Source organism: Streptomyces diastatochromogenes (assembly GCF_002242805.1).
Taxonomy (GTDB): Bacteria; Actinomycetota; Actinomycetes; order Streptomycetales; family Streptomycetaceae; genus Streptomyces; species Streptomyces diastatochromogenes.
The window spans coordinates 55,910-80,554 of record NZ_MCGQ01000048.1 but is presented as its reverse complement, the minus strand read 5'-3'; the positions used below and the strand labels follow the sequence as shown (position 1 = coordinate 80,554).

24 protein-coding genes and 1 pseudogene are annotated in these 24,645 nt (G+C 71.7%); 15 read left to right on the top strand and 10 right to left on the bottom strand.

The features are described from left to right. Positions 1–201 precede the first annotated feature (201 nt). Positions 202–582, bottom strand: a complete 381-nt coding sequence (locus BEK98_RS40270) for a nuclear transport factor 2 family protein (RefSeq protein ID WP_094221750.1) — start codon at positions 580–582, stop codon at positions 202–204. 317 nt (positions 583–899) lie between these two features. On the opposite strand from BEK98_RS40270, the gene BEK98_RS40265 reads away from it, so the two are divergent. The 4 genes from BEK98_RS40265 (at position 900) to BEK98_RS40250 (ending at position 5,287) form a co-directional block, all read left to right on the top strand. Then, entirely contained in the window at positions 900–1,310 is a 411-nt protein-coding gene (locus BEK98_RS40265) for a hypothetical protein (protein WP_094221793.1), read from the top strand. An 82-nt stretch (positions 1,311–1,392) separates the two neighbouring features. Beyond that, positions 1,393–3,732, top strand: a complete 2,340-nt coding sequence (locus BEK98_RS40260; RefSeq protein ID WP_094221749.1) for an FHA domain-containing protein — start codon at positions 1,393–1,395, stop codon at positions 3,730–3,732. Positions 3,733–3,740: 8 nt separating this feature from the next. Continuing rightward, positions 3,741–4,292 (top strand): hypothetical protein, encoded by a 552-nt coding sequence (locus BEK98_RS40255; protein WP_094221748.1) that lies wholly within the window; start codon positions 3,741–3,743, stop codon positions 4,290–4,292. Next, complete coding sequence (locus tag BEK98_RS40250) at positions 4,292–5,287, top strand: serine/threonine-protein kinase (RefSeq protein WP_094221747.1); 996 nt, start codon at positions 4,292–4,294, stop codon at positions 5,285–5,287. Before BEK98_RS40255 ends, BEK98_RS40250 begins: the two co-directional genes overlap by 1 nt. 13 nt (positions 5,288–5,300) lie before the next feature. On the opposite strand, the gene BEK98_RS40245 is transcribed toward BEK98_RS40250, so the two are convergent. Further along, a complete protein-coding gene (locus BEK98_RS40245; protein WP_094221746.1) occupies positions 5,301–6,569 on the bottom strand; it encodes a streptophobe family protein in 1,269 nt (422 codons plus the stop codon). 189 nt (positions 6,570–6,758) lie between these two features. On the opposite strand from BEK98_RS40245, the pseudogene BEK98_RS40240 reads away from it, so the two are divergent. The 3 genes and pseudogenes from BEK98_RS40240 to BEK98_RS40230 all read left to right on the top strand — a co-directional run. After that, positions 6,759–8,135: pseudogene (locus BEK98_RS40240) on the top strand (DUF6777 domain-containing protein); the annotation flags it as partial. 297 nt (positions 8,136–8,432) lie between these two features. After that, the gene (locus BEK98_RS40235; protein ID WP_094221744.1) at positions 8,433–8,885 is read left to right on the top strand and encodes an ATP-binding protein; all 453 of its coding nucleotides are present in this window, start codon (positions 8,433–8,435) and stop codon (positions 8,883–8,885) included. 9 nt (positions 8,886–8,894) lie between these two features. Beyond that, the gene (locus BEK98_RS40230) at positions 8,895–9,305 is read left to right on the top strand and encodes a helix-turn-helix domain-containing protein (RefSeq protein WP_094221743.1); all 411 of its coding nucleotides are present in this window, start codon (positions 8,895–8,897) and stop codon (positions 9,303–9,305) included. Positions 9,306–9,329: 24 nt separating this feature from the next. On the opposite strand, the gene BEK98_RS40225 is transcribed toward BEK98_RS40230, so the two are convergent. Beyond that, positions 9,330–10,535, bottom strand: a complete 1,206-nt coding sequence (locus BEK98_RS40225) for an epoxide hydrolase family protein (RefSeq protein ID WP_094221742.1) — start codon at positions 10,533–10,535, stop codon at positions 9,330–9,332. A gap of 117 nt (positions 10,536–10,652) precedes the next feature. On the opposite strand from BEK98_RS40225, the gene BEK98_RS40220 reads away from it, so the two are divergent. Further along, positions 10,653–11,135: a VOC family protein gene (locus BEK98_RS40220; protein WP_094221741.1), complete on the top strand. Its 483-nt coding sequence runs from the start codon at positions 10,653–10,655 to the stop codon at positions 11,133–11,135. Positions 11,136–11,159: 24 nt separating this feature from the next. On the opposite strand, the gene BEK98_RS40215 is transcribed toward BEK98_RS40220, so the two are convergent. From BEK98_RS40215 to BEK98_RS40195, 5 genes are all read right to left on the bottom strand, one after another. Next, the gene (locus BEK98_RS40215) at positions 11,160–12,050 is read right to left on the bottom strand and encodes an aminoglycoside phosphotransferase family protein (protein WP_094221740.1); all 891 of its coding nucleotides are present in this window, start codon (positions 12,048–12,050) and stop codon (positions 11,160–11,162) included. Positions 12,051–12,145: 95 nt separating this feature from the next. Then, positions 12,146–13,030 (bottom strand): geranyl diphosphate 2-C-methyltransferase, encoded by an 885-nt coding sequence (locus BEK98_RS40210; protein ID WP_094221739.1) that lies wholly within the window; start codon positions 13,028–13,030, stop codon positions 12,146–12,148. A 49-nt stretch (positions 13,031–13,079) separates the two neighbouring features. Then, positions 13,080–14,132 (bottom strand): family 2 encapsulin nanocompartment cargo protein terpene cyclase, encoded by a 1,053-nt coding sequence (locus BEK98_RS40205; protein ID WP_094221738.1) that lies wholly within the window; start codon positions 14,130–14,132, stop codon positions 13,080–13,082. Positions 14,133–14,148: 16 nt separating this feature from the next. After that, positions 14,149–15,591 (bottom strand): family 2B encapsulin nanocompartment shell protein, encoded by a 1,443-nt coding sequence (locus tag BEK98_RS40200; RefSeq protein WP_094221737.1) that lies wholly within the window; start codon positions 15,589–15,591, stop codon positions 14,149–14,151. 232 nt (positions 15,592–15,823) lie between these two features. Then, entirely contained in the window at positions 15,824–16,861 is a 1,038-nt protein-coding gene (locus BEK98_RS40195) for a zinc-binding alcohol dehydrogenase family protein (protein WP_208643368.1), read from the bottom strand. 138 nt (positions 16,862–16,999) lie between these two features. Between BEK98_RS40195 and BEK98_RS40190 the strand changes: the two genes are divergently transcribed. Next, positions 17,000–17,794: a VOC family protein gene (locus BEK98_RS40190; protein ID WP_094221736.1), complete on the top strand. Its 795-nt coding sequence runs from the start codon at positions 17,000–17,002 to the stop codon at positions 17,792–17,794. A 34-nt stretch (positions 17,795–17,828) separates the two neighbouring features. After that, on the top strand, positions 17,829–18,521 hold the full coding sequence (locus BEK98_RS40185; RefSeq protein WP_094221735.1) for a ribonuclease H family protein: 693 nt from the start codon (positions 17,829–17,831) through the stop codon (positions 18,519–18,521). Here BEK98_RS40185 and melC2 read toward each other — a convergent pair whose 3' ends face one another. Both melC2 and melC1 read right to left on the bottom strand, forming a co-directional pair. Continuing rightward, entirely contained in the window at positions 18,522–19,343 is an 822-nt protein-coding gene (melC2, locus tag BEK98_RS40180) for a tyrosinase MelC2 (protein ID WP_094221734.1), read from the bottom strand. Positions 19,344–19,377: 34 nt separating this feature from the next. Then, the gene (gene melC1, locus BEK98_RS40175; protein ID WP_094221733.1) at positions 19,378–19,752 is read right to left on the bottom strand and encodes an apotyrosinase chaperone MelC1; all 375 of its coding nucleotides are present in this window, start codon (positions 19,750–19,752) and stop codon (positions 19,378–19,380) included. Positions 19,753–20,097: 345 nt separating this feature from the next. Between melC1 and BEK98_RS40170 the strand changes: the two genes are divergently transcribed. The 5 genes from BEK98_RS40170 (at position 20,098) to BEK98_RS40150 (ending at position 24,644) form a co-directional block, all read left to right on the top strand. Further along, complete coding sequence (locus BEK98_RS40170; RefSeq protein WP_094221732.1) at positions 20,098–21,303, top strand: FAD-dependent monooxygenase; 1,206 nt, start codon at positions 20,098–20,100, stop codon at positions 21,301–21,303. Positions 21,304–21,408: 105 nt separating this feature from the next. Continuing rightward, a complete protein-coding gene (locus tag BEK98_RS40165; protein ID WP_094221731.1) occupies positions 21,409–22,230 on the top strand; it encodes a lipase family protein in 822 nt (273 codons plus the stop codon). Between the two features lie 103 nt (positions 22,231–22,333). After that, positions 22,334–23,827 (top strand): MFS transporter, encoded by a 1,494-nt coding sequence (locus BEK98_RS40160; RefSeq protein ID WP_094221730.1) that lies wholly within the window; start codon positions 22,334–22,336, stop codon positions 23,825–23,827. 5 nt (positions 23,828–23,832) lie between these two features. Further along, positions 23,833–24,042 carry a hypothetical protein gene (locus tag BEK98_RS40155; RefSeq protein WP_094221729.1) on the top strand — a complete coding sequence of 70 codons (210 nt, stop codon included), beginning with the start codon at positions 23,833–23,835 and terminating at the stop codon, positions 24,040–24,042. Next, entirely contained in the window at positions 24,039–24,644 is a 606-nt protein-coding gene (locus BEK98_RS40150) for a TetR/AcrR family transcriptional regulator (protein WP_094221728.1), read from the top strand. The genes BEK98_RS40155 and BEK98_RS40150 overlap by 4 nt, the downstream gene beginning before the upstream one ends. Position 24,645 lies beyond the last annotated feature (1 nt).

Genomic DNA, 24,645 nt, shown 5'->3' with positions numbered 1-24,645 from the left:
TTCGCGGGTGCCGAAGAATGCGGCGGACCGTGGCCGGACCGCTTGGGTCCAGCCGCATTTCTCCAGGCTTTTCCGCAGGACGGCGACGCATTCCGCGTCCGCATTTCCCGCCGTGCCGGATTTCCCGCCGTGCCGGACTTCTTGTCGTGCCGGACTTCTTGTCGTCCGCGGCGAGCGGGAAATCGCATCGCCGCCCCGGCCTCAGGCGCCCGGGAGCCGGTCCAGGAAGCCCAAGACCTGCCGGATCCGGCCCTCGCCGTCCAGCGTGATCACGTCGAACCCGGCCACCGGCGCCGAGCCGTCCGCCTCGTTCACCAGTTCCCAGCCGAACCGCGCGGTGTCGTGGTGCCCGTCCACCGCGCCGAGGGGGCGGAACGCGAACCCCGGGAACTGCTCGTGGGCCGCGGCGATCACAGCGGCGATCTGGTCGTGCCCGCGGACGTCGGCGAGCGGGTCGGTGTAGCTGCCGTCCGCGGTCCAGGCAGCGGCGACCGCCTTCTGCAGGGCCTCCGGCTCGGTGGCGTTCCAGGCCTCGAAGTAACGGGCGACGGCGCTGTCGTAACTGTTGGTGTTCACGGTCATGGCGAATCAGCCTCCATCGAGGTCATATCTGCTGGTCAGGAACCGGATCCGGGGTTTCGCCGATCCGGTGTGACCACCATGCCCGAGCCGCGGTGGGTGGGTCGATTACCTCCCGGGTAATGACGGAGGCGCCCTTTAGCCGGTGCATTTTCGGCCAGAGCGGGCGGTGAATATGCCAAGAGACTGGCCGGAAAGTCATGGTGACAGTGTTTCGGGAGTGGCGATACTCGAACATCAGGGGCACTTTCACCGCACAGGAGCCGCACGGAAAGCGAGGGTTCGGCCGGCACCACAGCGATGCGTTCGGGGGAGTGATCGTGCACGACGAATTCCTGTGCCATGTCACCGCGTACGGCATGTGCGGCGGACAGCGTGTCGGCGTACCGCTCGGCACCTATCGCGCACCGACCCTGGCGCTGGCCCTGTGGTGGTTACGGGACCGGGCGTCCTGGATCGCCGAGCGGCTCGACCCGAGCCCGGAGGCCCCCGCCTTCCCGGCGGGTGCGCTCGTCCCGGTCGCGGACACGGTGGCCGACGTCCCCGCGCTGCTGCGCGCCTGGTGTGCCGACGACGTCCAGCAGGAGCTGGTCGCGGACGAGTTGGCCGGCGGACGGCTGGTGCGGATCGCCGCCCACGACGACACCACCGAGTACGAGCTGCTCGCCGAGTCCGTCGACGCGCTGCGCATGCAGCGCACCCTGCCGGCACTCGTCGTACCCGTCGCCTGACACGTGCCACGGGGGTGACGCGCACGCTCAGGTCGCCCGATCGCAGCGGCGCACATGTGAGCGAATCGGTAGAATTCTGGATATGGCGGAGCAGCCGGTCGCCCCGACGTCGCTCGAACTCGTTCTGGAGACCGACACGGGCTCCACGGTGATGACGCCTGGCCACGACTATCACGTCGGACGTGATCCGTTGAGCGACATCGTCTTCGACGACGCCCGGGTCTCATGGCACCATGCCGTGCTGAGCTGCGGCCACGACGGCTGGACGCTCACGGACGCCCAGAGCACCAACGGCACCTACGCCGACGGCCGCCGCATCCGCGAGTGGGACGTCCGCCCCGGCAGCGTCATCCGCTTCGGCAACCCCGACGACGGCCCCCGAGCCGTCCCGCTCGGCCCGCGCGCACCCGTCGCCGACCGCCCCTCGGGGATCTCGCATCCCGAGCTGACCGGCACCTTCCGCACCCCGAGCAGCGTACGGCCGCTGCCCACGCACCCGATCCGCATCGGCCGCGCCGAAGGCAACGACCTCGTCGTCGACGACCTGACCGTCTCCCGCCGCCACGCCGAACTGCACGCCCTGGCGGCCGGCGGCTACGAGATCGTCGACCTCGGCAGCCACAACGGCACCTACCTCAACGGCCGGCCCGTCACCCGCGCCCCGGTCGGCCCTGACGACATCATCGGCATCGGCCATGTCGCGTACGTCCTGGTCGGCGACGAACTCCAGGAGTACGTCGACAGCGGCGACATCTCCCTCGACGTGCAGGACCTCACGGTCGCCGTCGAGCAGGGCAGCAAGGTCCTGCTCGATCACGTCTCCTTCCCGGTGGGGGAGAAGTGCCTGCTCGCTGTGGTCGGACCGAGCGGCGCCGGGAAGTCCACGCTGCTGCACGCCCTGACCGGCCAGCGGCCCGCCGACCACGGCACCGTCCTGTACGACGGCCGGGACCTGTACCACGACTACGCCGAGCTGCGCGGGCGCATCGGCCTGGTCCCGCAGGACGACATCCTGCACCCCCAGCTCACCGTGCGCGCCGCCCTGACCTACGCCGCCGAGCTGCGCTTCCCCGAGGACACGGCGAGGGCGGAACGGCGCGCGCGGGTGGACGAGGTGATCCGGGAACTCGGCCTCGAACAGCGCGCCGACCAGCCCGTGCACAGCCTCTCCGGCGGGCAGCGTAAGCGGGTCAGCGTGGCCCTGGAACTGCTGACCAAGCCGTCGCTGCTGTTCCTGGACGAGCCGACCTCGGGCCTCGACCCCGGCATGGACCGGTCGGTGATGCACATGCTGCGCGGTCTCGCCGACGACGGCCGCACCGTCATCGTGGTCACGCACAGCGTCCTCAGCCTCGACGTCTGCGACCGCCTCCTGGTCCTTGCCCCCGGCGGCCGGATCGCGTACTACGGCATGCCCGACGACGCCCTCGCCTTCTTCGGCTTCGAGCAGTGGCCGGAGGCCTTCGAGGCCTTCGACCGCGACCAGGACCGGGACTGGGCCGGCGAGTACCGCGACTCGCCGTTCCACCGGCACTACGTCACCGAGGCCACCACCCAGCCCCGCCGCCCGGACTCGACGCCGGTCGCCCCCGTACCCCGGCCCCGCCCCCGCAGCCGGGGTGCCCAGCTCGGCACCCTCGTCCGCCGCTACACCGCCGTCCTCGCCGCCGACCGCACCTTCCTCGCCGTCATGATCGCCCTGCCGTTCGTGATGGGCGCCATGGACCGCGCCCTCGCGGGCGGGAAGCTGACCCAGGACACCGCCATGAACGCACTGCTCATCCTGTGCGTCGGCGGCGTGCTCATCGGCGCCGCCAACGCGGTGCGCGAACTCGTCAAGGAACGCGTGGTCTACCGGCGCGAACGCGCCGTCGGCCTGCCCAGATCGGCGTACCTGATGTCCAAGGTCGTGGTGCTCGGCACGATCACGGTCGTCCAGGCCGTCGTCCTCACCCTGGTCGCCCTGCTCGGCGTCGACCTGGGCGCCCCCGGCGGCCACGGCGTCCTGCTGCCTCCCCTGCTCGAGATCACCCTCGCCGTCGCCCTGCTGGCCTTCACCGCGATGATGCTCGGCCTGCTGGTCTCCGCGCTGGTGCGCAAGGAGGAGGTGACGATGCCGCTGCTGGTGCTGCTCGCCATCGTCCAGGTCGTCTTCTGCGGGGCCCTGCTCCCGCTGCACGGCGTACCCGTCCTCGAACAGCTGTCCTGGCTGGTGCCCTCCCGCTGGGCGCTGGGCGCCATGGCCGGCACGGTCGACCTCGCCCGGATCGTGCCCGGCGACCTCACCGCCGACCCCCTGTTCCGGCACTCGGCCGGCGTCTGGCTGCTGGACCTCGCCATGCTGCTGGTGCTGTCCGCCGGCTACGGCCTCCTGGTCGCCCGGCTGCTGCGCCGGCACGAACCCGCCGTGATGCGGAAGTAGGCGGTGCCATGACCAAACAGCAGCCACCCGGATTCCGGCCCACGCACGTCGTCCCGCCGAACGGCATGCCCGCCTGGGAGACCCCGGACCCCGCCCGGCCCACGGTGCCCCTCGACCCGCTGCTGCCCGTGGAGCTGGTGGAGCGGCTCGGCGACTGGGGACACATCCGCTGCGCCAACGGCTGGGCCGCCTGGGTCGACGGCCGCCACCTGATCGCCGTACCCAAGGACCCGCCCGCCGGCGACGGCCCGCCCGCCGGCACCGCGGACCCGCGCCCGCTGCTGGCCCGTGCCGAAGAGGCCCTGGCCGACTACCGGTCCGCGGTGGAGGAACTCGCGGCCGGCGGCCTGGACGGGCAGTCCTTCGGGGACCGCACCCGCGGACTGCGGATCGGGGTCGTGCTGGACGGCGAGTCCATGTGGGTGTACGACGCCGAGGAGGGACGGTGGCTGTACGGCGACGGACGACGGCTGCACACCTACGCCACCGACCGGACGCCGTCGGACGAGGACACCGGGCACGCCCCCACCCGGTTCACGGCCCCCAAGGGTGAGCCCTGATGGCGCGCCAGACGAGCCTGTCCTCCCGCCGGCCCTCGCAACTGATCGGGTGCCAGGTGGCCAACTACCTGGTGCAGAGCGAGATCGGCCGCGGCGGCATGGCCGTCGTCTACCGTGCCCGTGACCTGCGCCTGGACCGCACGGTCGCCCTCAAGCTCCTCGCCCCGGAACTGGCCCGCAACGACACCTTCCGGAAGCGTTTCACCCACGAGTCCCAGGTGGCCGCCTCGATCGACCACCCGCACATCGTGCCCGTCTTCGAGGCCGGCGAGACGGACGGCGTGCTCTACATCGCCATGCGCTACGTCGCCGGCAGCGATCTGCGCCATCTCCTCGACGAGCGCGGCCCGCTGCCGTTCGAGGTCGCCGTACGCATCGCCGCGCAGGTGGCCTCGGCGCTGGACGCCGCCCACGATCACGGCCTGGTCCACCGGGACGTGAAGCCCGGCAACGTCCTGGTCGCCCGGGGCACCGACAGCGACCACCCCGAGCACGTCTACCTCACCGACTTCGGGCTGACCAAGAAGTCGCTGTCCCTGACCGGGTTCACCAGCGTCGGCCAGTTCGTCGGCACCCTCGACTACGTGGCGCCCGAGCAGATCTCCGGCCGGCCCGTCGACGGCCGCTGCGACGTCTACGGCCTCGCCTGCGTCGTCTACGAGACCCTGGCCGGACACCCGCCCTTCGTGCGCGAGGACGACATGGCCCTGCTGTGGGCCCACCAGTACGACGAGCCGCCCCCGCCGAGCGAATCCCGCCCCGACCTCCTCCCGGCCGTCGACGCCGTCTTCGCCAGGGCCCTCGCCAAGAGCCCGGACGCCCGCTACGACACCTGCCGCGACTTCGTCGCCGCCCTGCGCGCGGCCCCGAGCGGCGGCCTCGTCGCCGCCGACAGCGAGGGTGAGGGCGACAGCGACCCGGACACGGAGACCGACCTGCGGACGCAGGCCGAACCCCCACAGCCACCGGAGTGGGCTCAGCCGTTCTTCCGCTAGGGCGTGTCGGCTCCTAGGGCGTCTCCACCCTGCCCCGCCGGTGCACCGGCCGGGCCAGCAGCGCGCCCAGGAAGCCGGCGGCCAGGCCCCACAGTGCCCCGAGGCCCACCGCCTGCCACAGCTGAGGCCGGAGGAACAGCTCCCCGGACAGGCCGCCGCCCAGCTCTCCGATGCCGAGCAGGGACAGGCCGTAGTGCGCCGAGACCCGGCACAGCAGACAGATCATGAGCACCGTCAGGGCCAGGGCGACGGCCAGCCGCAGGGCGTGCTGCCAGGCCCGGACCCGGGCCGGGGAACGCGCCGCCATCAGGAAGGCGACCGCCGACAGCACCACCACGTCGGTGACCATCAGCCACCACATCCCGGTGTCGTAGGCGGTGAGCGTGCGCAGGTTCAGCGTGGAGACATCGGGAGTGCGCAGGATCTGGTCCAGCACATGCGGCATCGGCAGACCGAACGGACCCTCGACCCTGCCGTTCCAGGTGGCGCCCAGACCGAGGGTGAGGGCGAGCCAGACCAGGTTGGGCAGGCCCAGCAGGATCACCGCGAACGTCTCGGCGACGTGCCCGCGCGTCACCGCCGACACCAGCGCGACGACGAGGCCCAGGGCGACGTAGACCAGCAGCAGGACGACCATGGCGTACGCGGCCGGGCGCACCGACTCCTGCCGGCGCAGCAGCCGCCCCGGCAGCGGCGCGCCGGGCGCGACCAGCACGGTCAGCACCAGCACCCCGGCCAGCCACACCAGCCCGAACAGCACGGTCAGCGGCACGTCCGTGGTGAACCCGACCTTCGGCGCCGCGTCGAACAGGCCGGTGAGATCGCTGAGGGTGCCGTTGCCCACGTCCACGGCGAAGGTCTGCCGGGCGGCGAAGGCGAGACCGAGCAGCGCCAGCAGCCACAGCACCGCGATCCGCGCCGCCCATCCCGCCAGCTCCCGGGCCGAGGCGACCGCCCGGTGCCGCAGCGGCCGCAGAAAGCCCGCGCCGATCACCAGGGCACCGGCGAGGGTCACCGACAGCGGGATCACCGTGAGGCCGGCCCGGGTCTCCGCCAGCACACCCGCGTTGCCGGAGAGTTCGAGCGTGCCGCCGACCGCCGCCACCACCGTCGCCATCACCACCCGGGCGAACGCGCCGTCCGGCAGATCCGCCGCGCCGGCCGCCCACAGACCCAGCGCGGCGAGTACGACCATGACGGCCAGCCCGGTCAGCACCGCGGCCGCGGCCTGCACCCAGCCGTGGCGGGCGACGGGCCGTACGGGGACGCTCTCAGGGCTCACCCTGGCCACGCTAGGCAGCGCCCCGGCACCCCGCCCGCCGGGTGGCCCGTCCGCGTCGGCTTGCGAGGCACCTGGGGCAGGAGCACACAATGGGATCATTGTGCAACAGATGCATGGCAAACGGGTCTTTCTTGGACATGAGCCGCGCATCGTGATCTGAGCCGCGCATCGCGACGGGAGGAAGTGCTCGTGAGCGTCGAACCTCCGTCATCCGGCCGCCCGACCGGACCGCCCTCCGGCCCGCTCTCGGGACCCTCCCAGCCCCCCACCGGACCGCCCGAACCACCACCCGGCGGCGGCTCCGGGGCAGGGGACGGCGGACCGCACCGGCCATGGTGGAGGTCCGCGCCGCGCGTGGCCGCCCTCACCGGTGTCGTGGTCGCCGCGGTCGTGGTGGCGCTGGTCCTCACCCGCCCCGGCGGCGGTGGCACCGCGCAGGGCGGCGAGGTCTTCCTGCAGGCCGCGAGCAAGACCGGCCCGGACCCCTTCATGGAGTCGACGGCCACGGAGACGTCCGCATCGCCGAAGACCACCGCCCCGGGAAAGACCTCCGGCCCGGGGAAGACTTCCGCGCCGGCGACCACGGCGTCCCCGGGCACCACCCCCCAGGCGACCACTTCCGCACCCGTCAACCAGATACGCGCGGTCGACGGCGGCGCGCCGGGCCTCTACAGCGGTGTCCAGAACCGCCCCAGCTGTGACGTCGAGAAGCAGATCAAGGTCCTCCAGGCCGACCCGGCCAAGAACCGCGCGTACGCGGCCGAGGCCGGCATCCAGCCCTCCGCCGTCCCCGCCTACCTGCGCTCGCTCACCCCCATGACGCTGCGCGCCGACACCCGTGTCACCAACCACGGCTACCGCAGCGGCTCCGGCACCTCCTACCAGGCCGTCCTCCAGTCGGGCACCGCCGTCCTGGTCGACGGGCACGGCGTGCCCCGGGCGCGCTGCGCCTGCGGCAACCCGCTGACCCCGCCGGTCGCCCAGCGCACCACGCCCCGGCAGACGGGCGACCACTGGGCGTCGTACCAGCCCACGAGCGTCATCGTCGTGCGGCCCACCACGGTGGTCGTCAACGTCTTCGTGGTCTACGACTCCCACCACGACGACTGGTTCCACCGCTACAGGGGCGACGACAGCGGCCGCCGAGACCGGCAGACCAAGCCGCCGCGGGACGCCTACCCCTGGATCGGGCCGACGCCTACGTCGACCGGCCCCTCCAACTCGTCCTCCTCGTTCTTCTTCTCGGAGTCCCCTTCGTCCGAGTCGCCGTCCTCGTCGTCCTCGACCTCTCCCAGCTCGGAGTCGCCGTCGTCGAAGTCGCCGTCGTCCGAGTCGCCGTCTTCGGAGTCGCCGTCTTCGGAGTCGCCGTCTTCGGAGTCGCCGTCTTCGGAGTCGCCGTCCTCGGAATCCCCGTCCTCGGAGTCCCCGAGCTCGGAGTCCCCGAGCTCGGAGTCGCCGTCGTCGGAGTCCCCGTCGTCCGAGTCGCCGTCTTCGGAATCCCCGTCCTCGGAGTCCCCGTCGACCGAGGGCTCCACCTCAGGGCCGCCGTCCTCGGAGTCCTCCGTGTCGGAGCCCCCGTCCAGCAAGAGCGAGTCCGCGCAGACCGGACAGTCGGCGGAGAGGTCCAGTGCCGCGGAGACCAGCGCTCCGGAGCAGCCGCCGGCCGAGAACTCTCCCGCCGAGAACTCCCCGGCCGAGAACGCTCCGGCGACGTGAGCGGGACCACAGCCCCGCTCCGGTGGATGTGACGAAGCTCGCTGTGCGCGTTCGGCGAACGCACCGGGGGGACTGCCGGGCGCGGCTCGGGGTACGAGGAGTGGTGCAACACTGAACGGCCGGATGGGGCTTCCGAGAGAGACGCGCATGACCGAATACCTGGGCGGGGCAGTGGTACCGACTGGTTTCGACGTACCCGTGGAGCCGCTGCGACGCGCGGCGCACTACACCGGCGAACCCGGATGCATCGCCGACGCACGGGCTTTCGCGGCCCAGTTCCTGCAGCAGCTGAGGACCGAGTGGTGCGCCGCCATCGACAGCCGGACCGACGGTGACCTGCTCCTCGTCGTGAGCGAGCTGGTCACCAACGCGGACCGGCACAGCAGCGGCCCGTACATCCTGGAGCTGGAAGGCACGGACACCGCCGTCACGGTGGTGGTGTACGACAGCAGCTCGGCCCTGCCCCGCAGGTTCCCGAGGAACCCCGAGCGCGTCGGCCGGCACGGTCTGGAGATCGTGCACGCCCTGGCCACGCGGGTGACCGTGGAGCGCGTACCGGTCGGGAAGCGCGTGTGCGCGCGAGTGGAACTCGGGTCCTAGGGTGAGGGGGTGAGCAACCAGGTGAGCAACGAAGCCCATGTGATCCCGCTCCGCCCGGAGCCGGTCCGTCCGCAGCCGGTCCGGACGGACGCGCCGGAGCCCGCGCCCAGGGAGCCCCTGTGGCGCGATCTGGTCGGTGAGGTGCTGCGCCGTGAGCGGCTGGCGCAGGAGCGCACGCTCCGGGACGTGGCCGACGAGGCCCGGATCTCCCTGCCCTATCTCTCCGAGATCGAGCGCGGACGCAAGGAGGCCTCCTCCGAAGTCCTCGCGGCCGCCGCGCACGCGCTCGGCCTGGGCCTCGGCGACCTGCTGTCGCTCGCGCAGGGCGAGCTGACCCGGCACACCGGCGCGGGCCGCCGTACGGCCGCGGTGCCGCAGCATCCGTACAAGCCGTACAACGGGTTGTGCCTGGCGGCCTGAGACACGGGCCCCGGTCCGCTCGGCTCAGCCGATGCCCTGCTCGCGCAGTTGCCGGAAGAAGGCCCGGACGTCGGCGACGAGCAGGTCCGGTTCCTCCATGGCCGCGAAGTGCCCGCCCCGGTCGAACTCCGTCCAGCGCACGATGTTCTCGGTCCGGTCCGCCTTGTGGCGCAGCGGGATCTGGAGCTCGGCCGGGAACAGGGCGAGGGCCGTCGGCACCGTGGACGGCTCGGCGGGCCGGGCGGTGCGGCCGCGTGCGTGCGCCCGCTCGTAGTAGAGGCGTGCGGACGAACCGGCCGTGCCGGTCAGCCAGTACAGCATGACGTTCGTCAGCAGCAGGTCCCGGTCGACGGCCTCCTCCGGCACCTCCTCGGAGTCGGTCCACTCGCGGAACTTCTCGACGATCCAGGCGAGTTGACCGACCGGCGAGTCCGTCAGCGCGTACGCCAGGGTGTGCGGCCGGGTGGACTGCAGGACGGCGTAGCCCGTGCCCTCCCGCGACCAGTCCGCCCACCGCCGCCACGAGGCGAGGGTGTTCTCCCGCTCCTCGGGGCCGAGTCGGCTCAGCTCCTCCTCGCCGGGCTCCGTGGCGGCCTGGGCGCCCGGCAGCAGGGTGAGGTGGACGCCGGTCACCCGGTCGGGATGGGCGCGGCCCAGCTCGCGGGAGACGGCCGCGCCCCAGTCGCCGCCGTGCGCGCCGAAGCGCTCGTAGCCGAGCCGCCGCATCAGCTCCGCCCAGGCGTCGGCGACCCGGGCGGCCTCCCAGCCGGGCTGTGTGGTGGGCCCGGAGAGACCGAAGCCCGGGATGCCCGGCACCACGACATGGAACGCGTCGGCAGCCTCGCCGCCGTGCGCCACCGGGTCGGTGAGCGGCCCGACGACGTCAAGGAACTCGACGATCGACCCCGGCCAGCCGTGGGTCAGGACCAGCGGGGTCGCCGCCGGCTCCGGGGAGCGCACATGGGCGAAGTGGATGTGCGCCCCGTCCACGGTGGTGGTGAACTGCGGCCACTCGTTCAGCCGCGCCTCGGCGGCCCGCCAGTCGTACTCGTGCCGCCAGTACCGGGCCAGTTCCCGCAGGTAGCCACCGGGAACGCCGTACTCCCAGCCCGCCCCGGGCAGTTCGGCCGGCCAGCGGGTGCGGTCGAGGCGGTCGTACAGGTCGTCCAGATCGCTCTGCGGGATCGACAGTCGAAACGGCCGGACGGTCCCGGCGGACGCAGATGCCATGCCCCGGATGCTAGTCCGTGGCCCGTACCCAGGAAGCCGATCGGTGCCCGACCGATGAGTTTCGTGGCGGGCACCGGTCGATACACATGACCGTGTTCCACGCTCCAGGAGGTACTCATGACCACCGACGGATTCACCACGTGTCTCTGGTTCGACGGCCAGGCCGAGGAGGCCGCCGACTACTACGTGTCGATCTTCAAGAACTCCAGCATTGGCCGGGTCGGCCGCTACACCGAGGCCGGTCCCGGACCGGCCGGTTCCGTGGTGGCCGTGGAGTTCACGGCCAACGGGCAGAAGTTCATCGCGCTCAACGGCGGCCCGCAGTTCACGTTCAGCGAGGCGATCTCGTTCCAGATCTTCTGCTCCGACCAGCAGGAGATCGACTACTACTGGAACCGGCTCACCGAGAACGGTGGCGAGGGCGGCCCCTGCGGCTGGCTCAAGGACAGGTACGGCGTCTCCTGGCAGGTCGTCCCCGACCGGCTGATCGACATGATCGGCGACCCTGACCCGGAGAAGGCGACCCGCACCAGCCGCGCCATGCTGAGCATGGGCAAGCTCGACATCGCCGAGCTGGACAAGGCGTACGCGGGCGAGTGATCCGTCTCGGGGCGGGCTGGGCCGCTACTCGGCCTCGGCGAGGATCTCGGCGATCACATGCCGGGAGTTCTCCGCGAGCACCGGGTTGGTGTGCCAGTAGTACGGCAGCTGGATCAGCGAGATCGACAGCGCCCAGCCCCGCCCGCGCGCCCACTCGGCGTCGTCGGCGCCCACGGTCTTGCGGAAGGTGTCGCGGGCGGTCGCGGGCAGCAGGTTCCAGGCCACGATCAGGTCCACGGCGGGATCGCCGACCCCGGCACAGCCGAAGTCGATCACCCCGCTCAGCCGCCCGTCGGAGACCAGCACGTTCCCGGGGGACAGATCGCCGTGCATCCAGGCCGGTGCCCCGCCGTGCTCGGGGACGCGCAGCGCACGCTCCCACAGGGATGTCGCCCCGTCCGTGTCGATCCTGCCGGTCAGCTGCTCCAGGGCTGCTCGGGTCGGCTCGTCCCGCGTCGTGAGCGGGGCGCCCCGCTGGGCGGACGGCCCGTCCTGGACGTCGGTCCGGCGCAGGGCCGCCACGAACGCCCCCAGCTCCTCGGCCAGCCGCTCCGGCGACTCGACGGCACCCGCGACCGGATTGCGCCCGTCCAGCCAGCGGAACACCGACCAGGGCCACGGGAAGTCCTCGTCCGGCTCGCCGAGCCCCACCGGCTCGGGCGTGGCCACCGGCAGCTGTGGCCCCAGGCGGGGCAGCCAGCGCTGCTCGTGCGCCACATCGGCGTCGGCGCCGGGACGCCGGGGCAGCCGCACCACCAGCTTCGTCCCCAGCCGGAACATCGCGTTCTCCGTACCGGAGGACGCGAGGCGCCGTGCCGGGAGCGACGCCCAGGCGGGGAACTGCCGGGCGATCATCCGCCGGACCAGCGCAGCGTCGATCTCGATCTCGTCCTCGTGCATCTTCACCGCACACATGGGCACCCATCCAACGGCCCGGCGCGCCCCCTGTCGAACGAAATACCAAGCGGGGCGGTGTCGTTGGACACCGCCCCGCCCATCGGCCGCCGGGATCAGACCCGGTCGGCCACGATCAGCAGGTACTGGAAGCTGCCGTTCTTGTACGCGGTGAGGAACGCGTCCTCGATACCCGTCACCAGGTGGTCGGCCTGCTTGCGCAGTTCCCAGTACGGGATCGTTGCCTCGGTGAGGTCCTCCACATGGACCGGGACGAGGCGGTTCTTGGCCATCGCCCGGAAGTACTCCGACCTCGGGTGGATGTCGCAGATGTAGTGCGCGTTGATCAGGGACACCTCGCGCGAGGCCTGCCCGTAGGTGTCGTTGTAGCAGCCGGTGATCACCACGTACCGCCCGCCGCGGCGCAGCAGCCGGGCGTGTTCGGCGAACAGCAGGTCCAGCTCGACGTACATGGTGGACTCGTTGTTCCACGACGCGGCGTACGCGCCCGACTCGAAGCCGGTGTCGAGCATGTTGCGGTGGTGGTAGCGCACCTTGCCGTCGACGCCCCGCTTGCGGGCCATCTCGTTGGCGAAGTCGGCCTGCTTGGCGGAGATCGTGACACCGTCGGAGTGGCAGCCGTAGCGCAGGTTCGCCACCACGCTGCCGCCGCCCCGGCCGCAGCCGGCGTCGAAGACGCGGTCGGCGGGGGTGAGCGGGCCGAGGTGGGTGGCCAGCAGTTCGGCCTGGGCGTGCTCCAGACGGTGCAGCTCGCTGGTGACCCGCTCCTTGCGCAGGCCCGGGTCGGGCTCGTCGAGTACCGACCAGTCGGCGTCCCCGATGCCGTAATGGTGGTGGTACAGGTCGTCGATCTTTCCGAGTTCGAGGTTGACCGGGTTCTCCTCGGCGTTCCAGTAGTCCGCGACGCGGGTCTGGTACGTGGACTGGGTCGGCACCGGAGCTGACGTGGTGGTCTTCCGAGCGACAGGGGCGGTGGTCAACAGTGACTCCTCGAAGTGCGTCTGACGGTGTTTCGGAGAACTGGTGGGATCACCAGTAGTCGGGAAGGTGGTAGCGGCGGGTGTTGGTCGAGTGCCACTCGTGGTTGCCGGCGAGCCAGGCGGACAGCCCCTGGGCGTAGCGCTCGACGAGGGGCGAGGTGGCGGACAGGAGGGCGGACTCCTCCTCGAAGGCCTCCATGATCCGGTTGTGGATCTCGACGGACTTCAGATAGGCCGCCTTCAGCCCGCGCCGGTCGTTGGCGGCGACCACCTGGGGCAGGTTGAGATGGGTCGGATCGCTCGCCAGCTCCTTGGTGAAGGAGTACAGGTCGTTCATGATCGTGGTGGCGTTGCAGGCGAGGGCGGTGATCCGCTGGATCTCCGGCCGGGCGTAGATCTGCTCGGGCAGTTCGTAGCCGTCCACCGCGTCGACGAGCGACAGACAGGGGCGGAAGTTGTTGAACTGCCGCATGACCAGGTACTCCCAGACCCGCGGCACGTACTTGGTCTCCATCCAGGCGGCCTCGCCCAGATAGCCCATGTGCAGCCGGGCCATGTCGTGCACGAACCGTCCGGTCTGGCTGGGCGTGGCGAAGGACGCGTAGTCCGCGAGGGCGTAATGGTACGAACGCAGCGGACCGTCGGCCCCGATGCCCTCGCGCCACTCCTCCTCCAGCTCCGGGGTGCCGTGGAAGGGATCGAGCGCCGACTGGGCGATGATCAGCGGGCCGCCCAGACCGCGCCGCGATCCGCCCCGGCCCTCGTCCTCCTCGCAGTAGCAGGAGTCGACGATGTTCTCCGCGAGCAGCAGCTTGCCGGCGGCGGTGAGGCGGTCCAGGTCGAGGCCGCCCGGATGCTGGAGTACGACGGCCCGGCCGAACTGGAAGTCCGAGAAGTCCCCGGTCCAGGCCTCGGGAAACAGATCCAGCTCGCGGGCCCAGGTCTCCAGCCGGCGGTCGATCTCCGCGGCCTTCTCCGGGTCTGCGGGAGCGGCGGGTTGGTGGTGCAGTCCGGGGATCACCCCGGTGCGCCGCGGCCTGCGCATGCTCTGGGCGATGTTCGGCGGCCCGGGCAGCGCGTAGGAGTGGGTGGGTGTGCTCATGGCGTGCTCCAGGCCGTCAGTCGGCGGTCCGGCCGAGCTGGACGTTCTCCAGGATCCCCGCGGCGTCGGGGACCAGGATGGCCAGCGAGTAGTAGGCGGTGACCAGGTAGTTGATGATCGCGGCGGTGTCGATGCCCATGAAGCGGACGTTCAGGCCCGGCTGGAACTCCTCCGGGATACCGGTCTGGTAGAGGCCGATGACGCCCTGGTCGGCCTCGCCGGTGCGCAGCGCGATGATGCTGCTGGTGTGGTCGGCGCTGATCGGGATCTTGCTGCACGGATAGATCGGGACACCGCGCCAGGCCGGGATCTCGTGCCCGTCGATGTTCGCGCTGCCGGGCACCAGACCGCGCCGGTTGCACTGCCGGAAGAAGGCCGCGATCGCCTTCGGATGTGCCAGGAACACCTTGGTCTTGCGGCGCATGGAGAGCAGCTCGTCCATGTCGTCGGGCGTCGGCGGCCCGGTGAAGGAGCTGATCCGCTGGCCGTAGTCGATGTTGTGCAGCAGCCCGAACTCCCGGTTGTTGACCAGCTCCCACTCCTGGCGCTCACGGATCTCCTCCACCGTGAGCCGCAACTGCTGCTGGGTCTGGTCCATCGGGTTGTTGTAGAGATCGGCGACCCTGGTGTGCACCCGCAGCACGGTCTGGGTGAGGGACAACTCGTATTCGCGGGGCGCGAGTTCGTAGTCCACGAAGCCGCCGGGGAGCGTCTGCTCGCCGACGTGGCCGGCCTGCACCGGGACCTCCGCCTCGCCCTTGCGGTTCATCGGCTTGCGCTGCTGCTCGACATACGCCTGGAGATGGGCGGCGAGGGACGGCACCCGCTCGGTGAACTCCTGGACGACGCCCCAGGGCAGCGCCAGCACCACGCCCGCCGTCTCCGCCCGCACCGAGGTGAGCCAGAGCGGGTCGGACTGGCCGACCGCCTCGTCGCCCATCTGGTCGCCGTCGGTGACGACCCCGACGATCTCCTCCCCGCCGTACTTGCCGGCCGCGAACCGGGTGAACCGGCCGTGCACGACCAGGTACGCCTCCGTGACCGGCTGCCCCGCCTCGAACAGCACCTGGCCCGGGCGCACCTCCCGGGGCTGGAAGCGGGTGGCCATCTCTCGCAGCACGTCCAGGTCGGGGTAGCCGCGCAGGATCGGCAGCTCGGTCAGCGTCTCGGGGATGACCCGGATGTCGTCGGCGCCGTTCTGCTCGAAGTGCACGCGCCCGCGACCGGTACGCAGCTGCAGACGGCGGTTGACCCGGTACGTGCCTCCCTTGACGTCCACCCACGGCAGGGTCTTCAGCAGCCATCGCGAGGTGATGGCCTGCATCTGCGGTTCGGACTTGGTCGTGGTGGCGAGGTTACGGGCCGCCCGCGTGCTCAGGCTGGTGAGCTGCCCGTCGGTCAGGGGTCCGGGATCGGGTTCCTCGACTGCGGAACCGGTGGCGATGTCCGGAGTGGACACATTCCCTCCTGCGGAGAGGCGAACAGGGGTGATTCGGATCGGTCGGTGGTGCGCGGGGTGCTGGTGCGCTCCGACCAGCCAAACAGGACGCGTGATCTTCGGGTATAGCGCGAAGGGGGCGCTTTTGATCATGGAGTGGTGTAAACCCGCCGTTGAGGGCGTTGCGGGGTGGTGTGCGTGATCGTGCGCCGGGTCCCTGCCCCCGCACGCGGTGACAGCCGTACGTTTGCGCTCAGGAGAGGTCGTTCACCAGCACCGCCGCGCCGTCGAAGCGGCCGGCCTTGAGGTCCTTCAGGGCCTGTGGGGCGCGCGACAGCGGATACGTGTGCGTCTTCGCCCGGACCCCGTGCAGCGCGGCCTTCTCCAGGAACTCGCGGCCGTCCGCGCGCGTGTTGGAGGTGACGCTGCGCAGTTCCTTCTCGTAGAACAGGTCGGTCTCGTAGCGCAGCGGCGGTACGTCGCTCAGGTGGATGCCCGCCACGGACAGGACCCCGCCACGGTCGAGCGCCCGCAGCGCGACCGGGACCAGGTCGCCGACCGGGGCGAAGAGGATCGCGCTGTCCAGGGGCTCCGGCGGCAGGTCGTACGCGTCCCGTGCCGAGGCGGCGCCCAGGTCGAGGGCCAGCCGCCGGGCGTCCGTGCCGCGGGTCAGGACGTGCACCGTGGCACCCTCGGCGAGGGCCACCTGCGCGCACAGGTGGGCGCTGCCCCCGAACCCGTACAGCCCGAGCCGGCCGCCCGGCGGCAGCGAGGCGCGGCGCAGCGCGCGGTAGCCGATGATCCCGGCGCACAGCAGCGGCGCCAGTGCCACGTCGTCCAGCGCGCCCGGCAACCGGTAGGCGAAGCCGGCCGGCACGGTCGTGTACTCCGCGTAACCGCCGTCGGCGTCCCAGCCGGTGTACTCGGACCGTGGGCACAGGTTCTCGGCGCCCCGCAGGCAGTACGCGCACCCGCCGTCGGTGTGCCGCAGCCAGGCCACGCCCACCCGGTCGCCCACCGCGAAACCCTCGACGCCCGCCCCGAACCCGGCGACCACGCCCACCACCTCGTGCCCGGGGGTCACCCCGGGCCGGTGCACCGGCAGGTCCCCCTCGGTCACGTGCAGGTCGGTGCGGCACACTCCGCAGACGCGCACATGGACCAGCAGCTCGTCGTCCCCGGGCACGGGCACCGGCCGCTCGACGAACCGGAGGGGATCCTCCTCCACCGGCCCGGGCCGGGTCACCGACCACGCCCGTGTCGTCCCTGCCGTCACCGTCGACTCCGACATCCCGCGCCCCGTCCCGCCGAAGGCTGCCGTCCCTTTCGTCCAGTGTCGGACGGTTGCCTCCGTTCGGCGCGCGGGCCGAAGGAGGGATGGCTAGCGTGAGGATTCGGACAATCCGCTCACCGGAGAGGGCCCGCGACCATGGCCGTGCAACCTGAAGGAACGCCCTGTTGGGCCGATGCGATGTTCAGCGACCTCGAGGGCGCCAAGAGCTTCTACGGCGAGGTCCTCGGCTGGACCTTCGGCGAGGCCTCGTCGGAGTACGGCCACTACACACAGGCCTACGCGAACGGCAAGGCGGTGGCCGCCGTCGTACCGCCCATGCCCGGCCAGGAGGGGCAGTCGCAGTGGTGCCTGTACTTCGCCTCGCCGGACGCCGTCGCCACCGCGGCCAGGATCCGGGAGAGCGGCGGCGAGGTGCTGATGGAGCCGATGCAGGTCGGCGACTTCGGCACGATGTGCCTGGCTCTTGAGCCCAGCGGTGCCGTGTTCGGCGTGTGGCAGGCGGGCGTCCACGAGGGTTTCGAGGCGACGTCGGTGCCCGGTGCCTACAACTGGGCCGAGGTCTTCACCCGCGACCCCGACAAAACGGACACGTTCCTCACGTCCGTCTTCCCCTACGCGGCGAAGCAGCTCGAGGACGACGGGGTCGACTTCCGTGTCTTCAACCTCGGTGACGACACGGTCCTGGGCCGGATGCGGATGACCGACGAGTTCCCGCCCGAGATCCCGTCGTACATCAACGTGTACTTCGGCGTCGACGACTGCGACGCGGCCGTGGCCCGGGCCACCAAGCTCGGCGGCGTTCTGCGCTTCGGGCCCATGGGCAGCCCCTTCGGCCGGTTCGCGGCGCTCAGCGATCCGCAGGGCGCGAACTTCTCCGTGATCGACACCACGACCACCGAGGGCGACAGGCCCAGCTTCCAGGACGTCTGACCGGGCCCGGCACGGTGGCCGGCGCGGCCATGGCATGATCGACCGCATGCGTGAACGTGTGGTGGCCGCGTGCGACGGGGCTTCGAAGGGAAACCCCGGGCCGGCCGGATGGGCATGGGTGGTCTCGGACGACGAGCGGACCCCCGCCCGCTGGGAGGCGGGCCCGCTCGGCCGGGCCACCAACAACGTCGCCGAACTGACCGCCCTGGAGCGCCTGCTGGCGGCCGTCGACCCGGACGTGCCGCTGGAGATCCGCATGGACTCCCAGTACGCGATGAAGGCGGTCACCACCTGGCTGCCCGGCTGGAAGCGCAACGGCTGGAAGACGGCCGCCGGCAAGCCGGTCGCCAACCAGGACCTGGTGGTCCGCATCGACGAGCTGCTCGACGGCCGCTCCGTCGAGTTCCGCTACGTCCCCGCCCACCAGGTCGACGGCGACCCGTTGAACGACTTCGCCGACCGCGCCGCCAGCCAGGCCGCCTCGGTCCAGGAAGAGGCCGGCAGCGCCCTCGGCTCCCCGGAGCCGCCGCAGTCGCCCGACACGCCCAAGGCGGCCGCCCCGCGCAGCAAGGCGCCCCGCCGGACCGGCGGCGGAGCGTCCTCGCGCACCATCAAGGCGAAGTTCCCCGGCCGCTGCCTGTGCGGCCGCGGCTACGCGGCCGGCGAGTCCATCGCCAAGAACGCGCAGGGCTGGGGCCACCCGGAGTGCCGTACCGCCGAGGCCTGATCAGCTGTCGAAGGTGTAGAACTTCGTGTGGTCCAGCAGGTCCGACGGGCGCACGTCGTTCCACGGCTTCATCGTGTCGTCCAGGTCGATGACGTCGGGCGTCCCGCCGGTCGGCACATAACCGGCGTCCGGGTGCCGGCGCTGCCAGTCGGCCCACAGCTTGTCGATGTAGGCGTGGTGCAGCCAGAACACCGGGTCGTTGGGGGAGACCCCGGTGGCCATCTGCCCGCCGACCCACACATGGACCCGGTTGTGCAGATTGACCCCGCGCCAGCCCTCCAGGTTGTTGCGGAAGCCGTCGGAGGAGCTGTTGTAGGGCGCCATGTCGTACGTCGACAGGGCCAGCACGGAGTCCACCTCCGCGCGCGTCGGCAGCTCGCGCACGGCCGTGCCGAGCGAGCGGCGCAGGAACGTACGGCCGTCCACGCGCACGCTGATCGGCCAGTTGCCGCCGGTCGCGGCGAACGGGCCGTCCATCACCCGGCCGTCGCTGCTGCGCCCGGTGCCGCCGAGGAAGTCCGGCGCCCACAGCGAGGCGCGCACCGTGCGGTCGGTGCTCCAGTCCCAGTACGGCAGGGCGACCGAGGAGTCGACCGCCTGCAGCGCCTGCTCGAAGTCGAGCAGGAATCTGCGGTGCCAGGGCAGGAAGGACGGGGAGCGGTGGCCGGTCCGCTCGCCGCTGTCGGCGTCGGACATGATGAAGCCGTTGTGCGTGCGGACGAACTCGTCGTAGCGCCCGTTGCGCTTGAGTTCGAGGACGGCATTGACGAACCGGCGCTTCTCGTCGGCGGTCAGGGCGGCCTGGTTCTTGCGTACGGTCATGTGCGTGGTGCTCCGGATGTCCTTGCGGGGGCGGTCAGTTGGCGGGGAACGGCAGCAGCGGGGCGCCCTGCAGCTCGTCCACCGCGGCACGGGCGGCGGCGCGCGGCGTGGGCACCGGGTCGTAGTGGCTGACGACGCTGATCCAGCTGCCGTCGGCGTTCCGCATCACGTGCAGCTCCACCCCGTCGACGAACACCGAGTAGCCGCCGCCGTGTTCGTGGTGGTGACCGCCCATGCTCGACGGACGGCCCTGTATCCGGCGGCCCTTGTAGACCTCGTCGAAGGATGCCGGTGCGCCGTGCTGGTGATCGGCGGCCGAGGCGCCGGGTGCGACGAGCGAGGCGGCCGAGGCCGTGGCGGCCAGCGCGGCCGCCGCGGTGAGCGCGCGGCGCCGGGTTATCTCGGGCATGCGTGTCCTCCTGTGGGGGAGTTCGAGTGGTGACTCCGCATGCCTACCGGGCCGTCCCGGAGGGGAAGAAATCGCCCGGAACCGGTTGGCTGTGATCCGGACAATTAGCCACATGTCGTAGAAGGTTGAAGCAAGATGATCTTGCTGTGGTGAGGGGTCTCTCTGCTGCGGAACGGGGAATTCCTTGCCGGGGCGTCCGGGATTCCGGTGATCTTTCTCGTCCGTGCTCCGCCCGAGTGGCGCGGGTCACCGCGCCAGACTGACGCGATCCGGAAGTCCGGCCGCATCCCTTCGGCCCTGCTACCCTGCGGTGCCGTTCGGGCACGATGGGTAGTCGTCAGGGGTGTGTGCGTGAAGGTCGTCTGTGTCGGAGGCGGGCCCGCGGGCCTGTACCTCGCCATCCTGCTCAAGCGGCAGAACCCCGCCCATGACATCACCGTCCACGAACGCGACCCGGAGGGCTCGACCTACGGCTGGGGCGTGACGTACTGGCGCGGACTGCTCGACCGGCTCCACGGCCACGACCCCGAGTCCGCGCGCGCGATCGAGGAGAGTTCGGTCCGCTGGAACCAGGGCGTGGCCCACGTCCGCGACCAGGTGACCCGGCAGCCCGGCGACGAGGGGCACGGCATCGGCCGCCACCGCCTCCTGGAGATCCTCGCCGAGCGCGCCCGCTCCCTCGGCGTACGGCTGGAGTTCGAGAGCGAGGTCACGGCCGCCGACCTGCCCGGAGCCGACCTGGTCGTGGCGGCCGACGGCGTCCACAGCGCCCTGCGCACCCACCACGCCGGCCACTTCGGCACGCAGCTCGAAGAGGGCCGCAACCGCTACCTCTGGCTCGGCACCACCAAGGTCTTCGACGCCTTCACCTTCGCCTTCGTGGAGACCGGGCACGGCTGGATCTGGTGCTACGGCTACGCCTACAGCGGCGAGGGCAGCACCTGCGTCATGGAGTGCTCCCCGGAGACCCTCACCGGCCTCGGCCTGGACCGGGCGGACGAGGGCGAGGGGCTCGCGCTGCTGGAGAAGCTCTTCGCCTCGATCCTCGACGGCCACCCGCTCATCGGCGGCCGCGGTGCCCCCTGGCCGGCCTTCCGCACCCTCACCAACCGCACCTGGCACCGCGACAACCTCGTCCTGCTCGGCGACGCCGCCCACACCACCCACTACTCCATCGGCGCCGGCACCACCCTCGCCCTCGAGGACGCCATGTGCCTCGCCACCGCCCTCCGCGAGCACGCCACCCTGCCCGCGGCACTCGCCGCCTACGAACGGCAGCGCAGCTCCGAGCTGCTCTCCGCGCAGAGCGCCGCCCGCTACAGCGCCCAGTGGTACGAGAACCTGCCCCGCTACATCCACCTGCCCCCGCACCGCATGTTCGCCCTGCTCGGCCAGCGCCACTCGCCGCTGCTGCCGTACGTGCCGCCGCAGCTCTACTACGGCATCGACAAGGCGGCAGGCCAACTGGAGGTGCTGCGCAGGCTCAAGCGCTGGCTCGGGCCCAGGGCGGCCCGCGCCCTGCACGCCCGCTCGACGGCGCACCGGAGCTAGCGCGCTCCGCTCTCTCCACCCTCCACCGCGGCTCCCCCCCCACCTTCCGCCGCGGCTTCCCCCATCTTTCACCGCGGCTTTCCCCCCACCGAAGGAGTCTTCGTCATGGCCGTACCCGTCTCGTTCGACCACGCCTCGACCGGCTACAGCCTGGAGCGCGCGTACTGGCTGGCGCGCGCGGCCGATCTCGCCTACAAGGACGAGTCCGCCGTCGAGCACCAGGCCGCCCAGTGGGGATTCGACCAGGTCAGGCATCACCACACACGGTTCACCCCGCCCTTCCCGCTGCAGGACACCCAGGCGTACACGATGGCCGGCGACCGGACGATCGTCACGGCGTTCCGCGGCACCGAGCCCGCCCAGATGAAGGACTGGCTCTCCGACGCCACCACCCCGCCCTGGCCCGGCCCCGGCGGCAACGGCTTCGTCCACCACGGGTTCGCCGAGGCCCTGGCCTCGGTCTACCCGGACGTCCACCACGCCCTCACGGAGCTGCGCACCGACGGCCAGACCGTCTACTTCACCGGGCACAGCCTGGGCGGCGCCCTCGCCATGCTGGCCGGCGCGCGCCTCTTTCTGGAGGAGCCCCACCTCACCGCGGACGGCGTCTACACCTACGGCCAGCCCCGCACCTGCGACCGGCTGCTGGCCGAGGCGTTCAACAAGGGCTTCGGCGGTCGCATGTACCGGTTCGTCAACAACAACGACATCGTGCCCCAGCTCCCGCCGGAGCCCGCCTTCACCCACGTCAGGGCGCTGCGCTACATCGACTCGCACGGCAAGGTGCACGAGGTGATGCCGACGCTGTCCGCCTTCGGCGACCGGGTGAAGGGGCTGACCGGCGACCCCTTCGCGCCCGCCTCCGACGGTGTCCGCGACCACTTCATGCGCACCTACCTGGACGCCCTGGAGAAGAACCTCGCCTGACGGGCGGACGGAGTGCGGGGTGAAATTCTTGGGTGAATCGCCATTCACTCGATAAGGTGAATTCTTATTCACCGATCAGTCCGAGACGTTCACAGGAGCGCCCATGGACCATCCCGCCCCGATACCTCAGCCGCCCGGCACATCCACCGCGGCGCCCCGGTTGCGGGACCGCCTCACCATCCCGGTGCTCGCGTCGGGCGGCATCCTCATGGCCGTCATGCAGACCGTGGTCGTACCGCTCTTGCCCGACCTGCCACGGCTGACCCATGCCTCGGCGGCCGCCGTCTCCTGGATGGTCACCGCGACCCTGCTCTCCGGGGCGGTCCTCACCCCCGTGCTGGGCCGGGCCGGCGACATGTACGGCAAGCGCCGGGTGCTCACCGCCGCGCTCGCCCTGATGACCGTCGGCTCGGTGATGTGCGCCCTGTCCTCCGACATCGGCGTGCTCATCGCGGCCCGCGCGCTCCAGGGCGCCGCCGCCTCCGTCGTCCCGCTGTCGATCAGCATCCTGCGCGACGAACTCCCGCCGGAGCGCAGGGGCTCGGCGGTGGCACTGATGAGTTCCACGGTCGGCATCGGCGCCGCCCTCGGCCTGCCGCTCGCCGCGCTGGTCGTCCAGTACGCCGACTGGCACACCATGTTCTGGCTGACCAGCGCGCTGGGCGCGCTCGGTGTGGCGGCCACCTGGTGGGCGGTCAGGGAGTCGCCGGTACGCGAGCCCGGCCGCTTCGACGTCCTCGGCGCGCTGGGCCTGGCCGCCGGCCTGGTGTGCCTGCTGCTGGGCGTCTCCCAGGGCGGCCAGTGGGGCTGGGGCAGCCCCCGGGTCCTCGGGCTGTTCCTGGCGGCCGTCGCCGTCCTCGCCCTGTGGTGGTGGCAGCAACTGCGCGCCGAGCGGCCGCTGGTCGACCTGCGCCTGGTCACCCGGCCCCGGGTCGGCCTGTCCCATGTGGCGGCCCTGCTCACCGGGTTCGCCTTCTACGCCAACTCGCTCGTGACCGCCCAGCTGGTGCAGGCGCCGAAGGCCACCGGCTACGGCCTCGGCCTCTCCATCGTCGCCACAGGCCTGTGCCTGCTCCCCGGCGGCGTCACCATGCTGCTCTTCTCGCCGCTCTCCGCCCGCATCTCCGCCGCACGCGGCCCGCGCGTCACCCTCGCCCTCGGCGCCGCCGTCATCGCCTGCGGTTACGCCGTCCGCATCGCCGACAGCCGCGACCTGTGGATGATCATCCTGGGCGCGACGATCGTGGCCACCGGCACCACCCTCGCCTACTCCGCGCTCCCGACCCTCATCCTGCGAGCCGTCCCCGCCGCCCAGACCGCCTCCGCCAACGGCGTCAACGTCCTCATGCGCACGATCGGCCAGGCCACCTCCAGCGCCGCCGTCACCGCAGTCCTCGTCCACCACACCAGCCCCGTCGCCGGCGTCCCCCTGCCCACCCTGAACGGCTACCTGCTGGCGTTCACGATGGCCGGCACCATCGCCCTGGCCGCCTGCGCCGCAGCCCTCTCCATCCCGACCGACGACCCCTCCGGCGACACCCGTCCCGCCGAAGCTGCCACCCGGGGCTCGCGCGACGAGGCGTTGGAGGGAGCATGAGTGCTGTGAGCAGTCCGTCCGTTTCCCGGGCGGCCGTGCCCGCAGGCTGTGATGCCGAGTCGGTGATCTTCGAGGCGGCCCGCTGCTCGGTGGCGTTCGCGATGGCTGCCTGTGCTGTGGCCTTGCGCATTCCGGCCGAGGGCCCCTCCGGCGACACCCGGCGCGCCGAAGGTGCTACCCGGGGCGTCCGCGACGAGGCGTTGGAGGGAGCATGAGTGCTGTGAGCACTCCATCCGGTCCCCGGGTGCCCGCCCCCGAGGGCCCCGCGCGGCGCGACGCCGAGGCCACCAAGGCGGTCATTCTCAAGGCCGCCCGCTATCTGCTGGCACGGCACGCGCACGCCGACATCACGTTGAAGGCCGTCGCCGAACGGGCCGGTGTCAGCGCGCCGTTGATCCTGAAGTACTTCGGGAACAAGGACGCGCTCTTCGCCCGGGTGATGTCGTTCGACACCGACGCGGACGACCTGCTCGACGCGCCCCTGGCGGACCTGGGCCGGCACATGGTCCGCCATGTGCTGGCCAGCCAGCGCGAGCGCGGCACCGATCCGCTGCTGCGCATCGCCTTCGCGCCCCTGCACGGTGACCACGGCGAGATCCTGCGCGCCAACTTCCGCGCCCAGGTGACCGAACGCCTCGCCGCCCGGCTCCCCGGCCCCGACGCCGGCCTGCGCGCCGAACTCGCCGTCGCCGGCCTCCTCGGGCTCGGCGTGATGTACGGCGTCGCGCGCGGCCCGCACCTGCGCGAGACCGACCTCGACGTCATCGCCGACCGCTACGGGCCCGTCGTACAGGCACAGCTGACACCCGGCACCTGAG

Excerpts from the sequence above, each read along its gene's own strand:
- BEK98_RS40270 (WP_094221750.1), bottom strand. The coding sequence starts at position 582 with ATGACCGTGAACACCAACAGTTACGACAGCGCCGTCGCCCGTTACTTC.
- BEK98_RS40260 (WP_094221749.1), top strand. The coding sequence starts at position 1,393 with ATGGCGGAGCAGCCGGTCGCCCCGACGTCGCTCGAACTCGTTCTGGAG.
- BEK98_RS40255 (WP_094221748.1), top strand. The coding sequence starts at position 3,741 with ATGACCAAACAGCAGCCACCCGGATTCCGGCCCACGCACGTCGTCCCG.
- BEK98_RS40250 (WP_094221747.1), top strand. The coding sequence starts at position 4,292 with ATGGCGCGCCAGACGAGCCTGTCCTCCCGCCGGCCCTCGCAACTGATC.
- BEK98_RS40235 (WP_094221744.1), top strand. The coding sequence starts at position 8,433 with ATGACCGAATACCTGGGCGGGGCAGTGGTACCGACTGGTTTCGACGTA.
- BEK98_RS40225 (WP_094221742.1), bottom strand. The coding sequence starts at position 10,535 with ATGGCATCTGCGTCCGCCGGGACCGTCCGGCCGTTTCGACTGTCGATC.
- BEK98_RS40220 (WP_094221741.1), top strand. The coding sequence starts at position 10,653 with ATGACCACCGACGGATTCACCACGTGTCTCTGGTTCGACGGCCAGGCC.
- BEK98_RS40215 (WP_094221740.1), bottom strand. The coding sequence starts at position 12,050 with ATGTGTGCGGTGAAGATGCACGAGGACGAGATCGAGATCGACGCTGCG.
- BEK98_RS40205 (WP_094221738.1), bottom strand. The coding sequence starts at position 14,132 with ATGAGCACACCCACCCACTCCTACGCGCTGCCCGGGCCGCCGAACATC.
- BEK98_RS40195 (WP_208643368.1), bottom strand. The coding sequence starts at position 16,861 with ATGTCGGAGTCGACGGTGACGGCAGGGACGACACGGGCGTGGTCGGTG.
- BEK98_RS40190 (WP_094221736.1), top strand. The coding sequence starts at position 17,000 with ATGGCCGTGCAACCTGAAGGAACGCCCTGTTGGGCCGATGCGATGTTC.
- BEK98_RS40185 (WP_094221735.1), top strand. The coding sequence starts at position 17,829 with ATGATCGACCGCATGCGTGAACGTGTGGTGGCCGCGTGCGACGGGGCT.
- melC2 (WP_094221734.1), bottom strand. The coding sequence starts at position 19,343 with ATGACCGTACGCAAGAACCAGGCCGCCCTGACCGCCGACGAGAAGCGC.
- melC1 (WP_094221733.1), bottom strand. The coding sequence starts at position 19,752 with ATGCCCGAGATAACCCGGCGCCGCGCGCTCACCGCGGCGGCCGCGCTG.
- BEK98_RS40165 (WP_094221731.1), top strand. The coding sequence starts at position 21,409 with ATGGCCGTACCCGTCTCGTTCGACCACGCCTCGACCGGCTACAGCCTG.
- BEK98_RS40160 (WP_094221730.1), top strand. The coding sequence starts at position 22,334 with ATGGACCATCCCGCCCCGATACCTCAGCCGCCCGGCACATCCACCGCG.
- BEK98_RS40150 (WP_094221728.1), top strand. The coding sequence starts at position 24,039 with ATGAGTGCTGTGAGCACTCCATCCGGTCCCCGGGTGCCCGCCCCCGAG.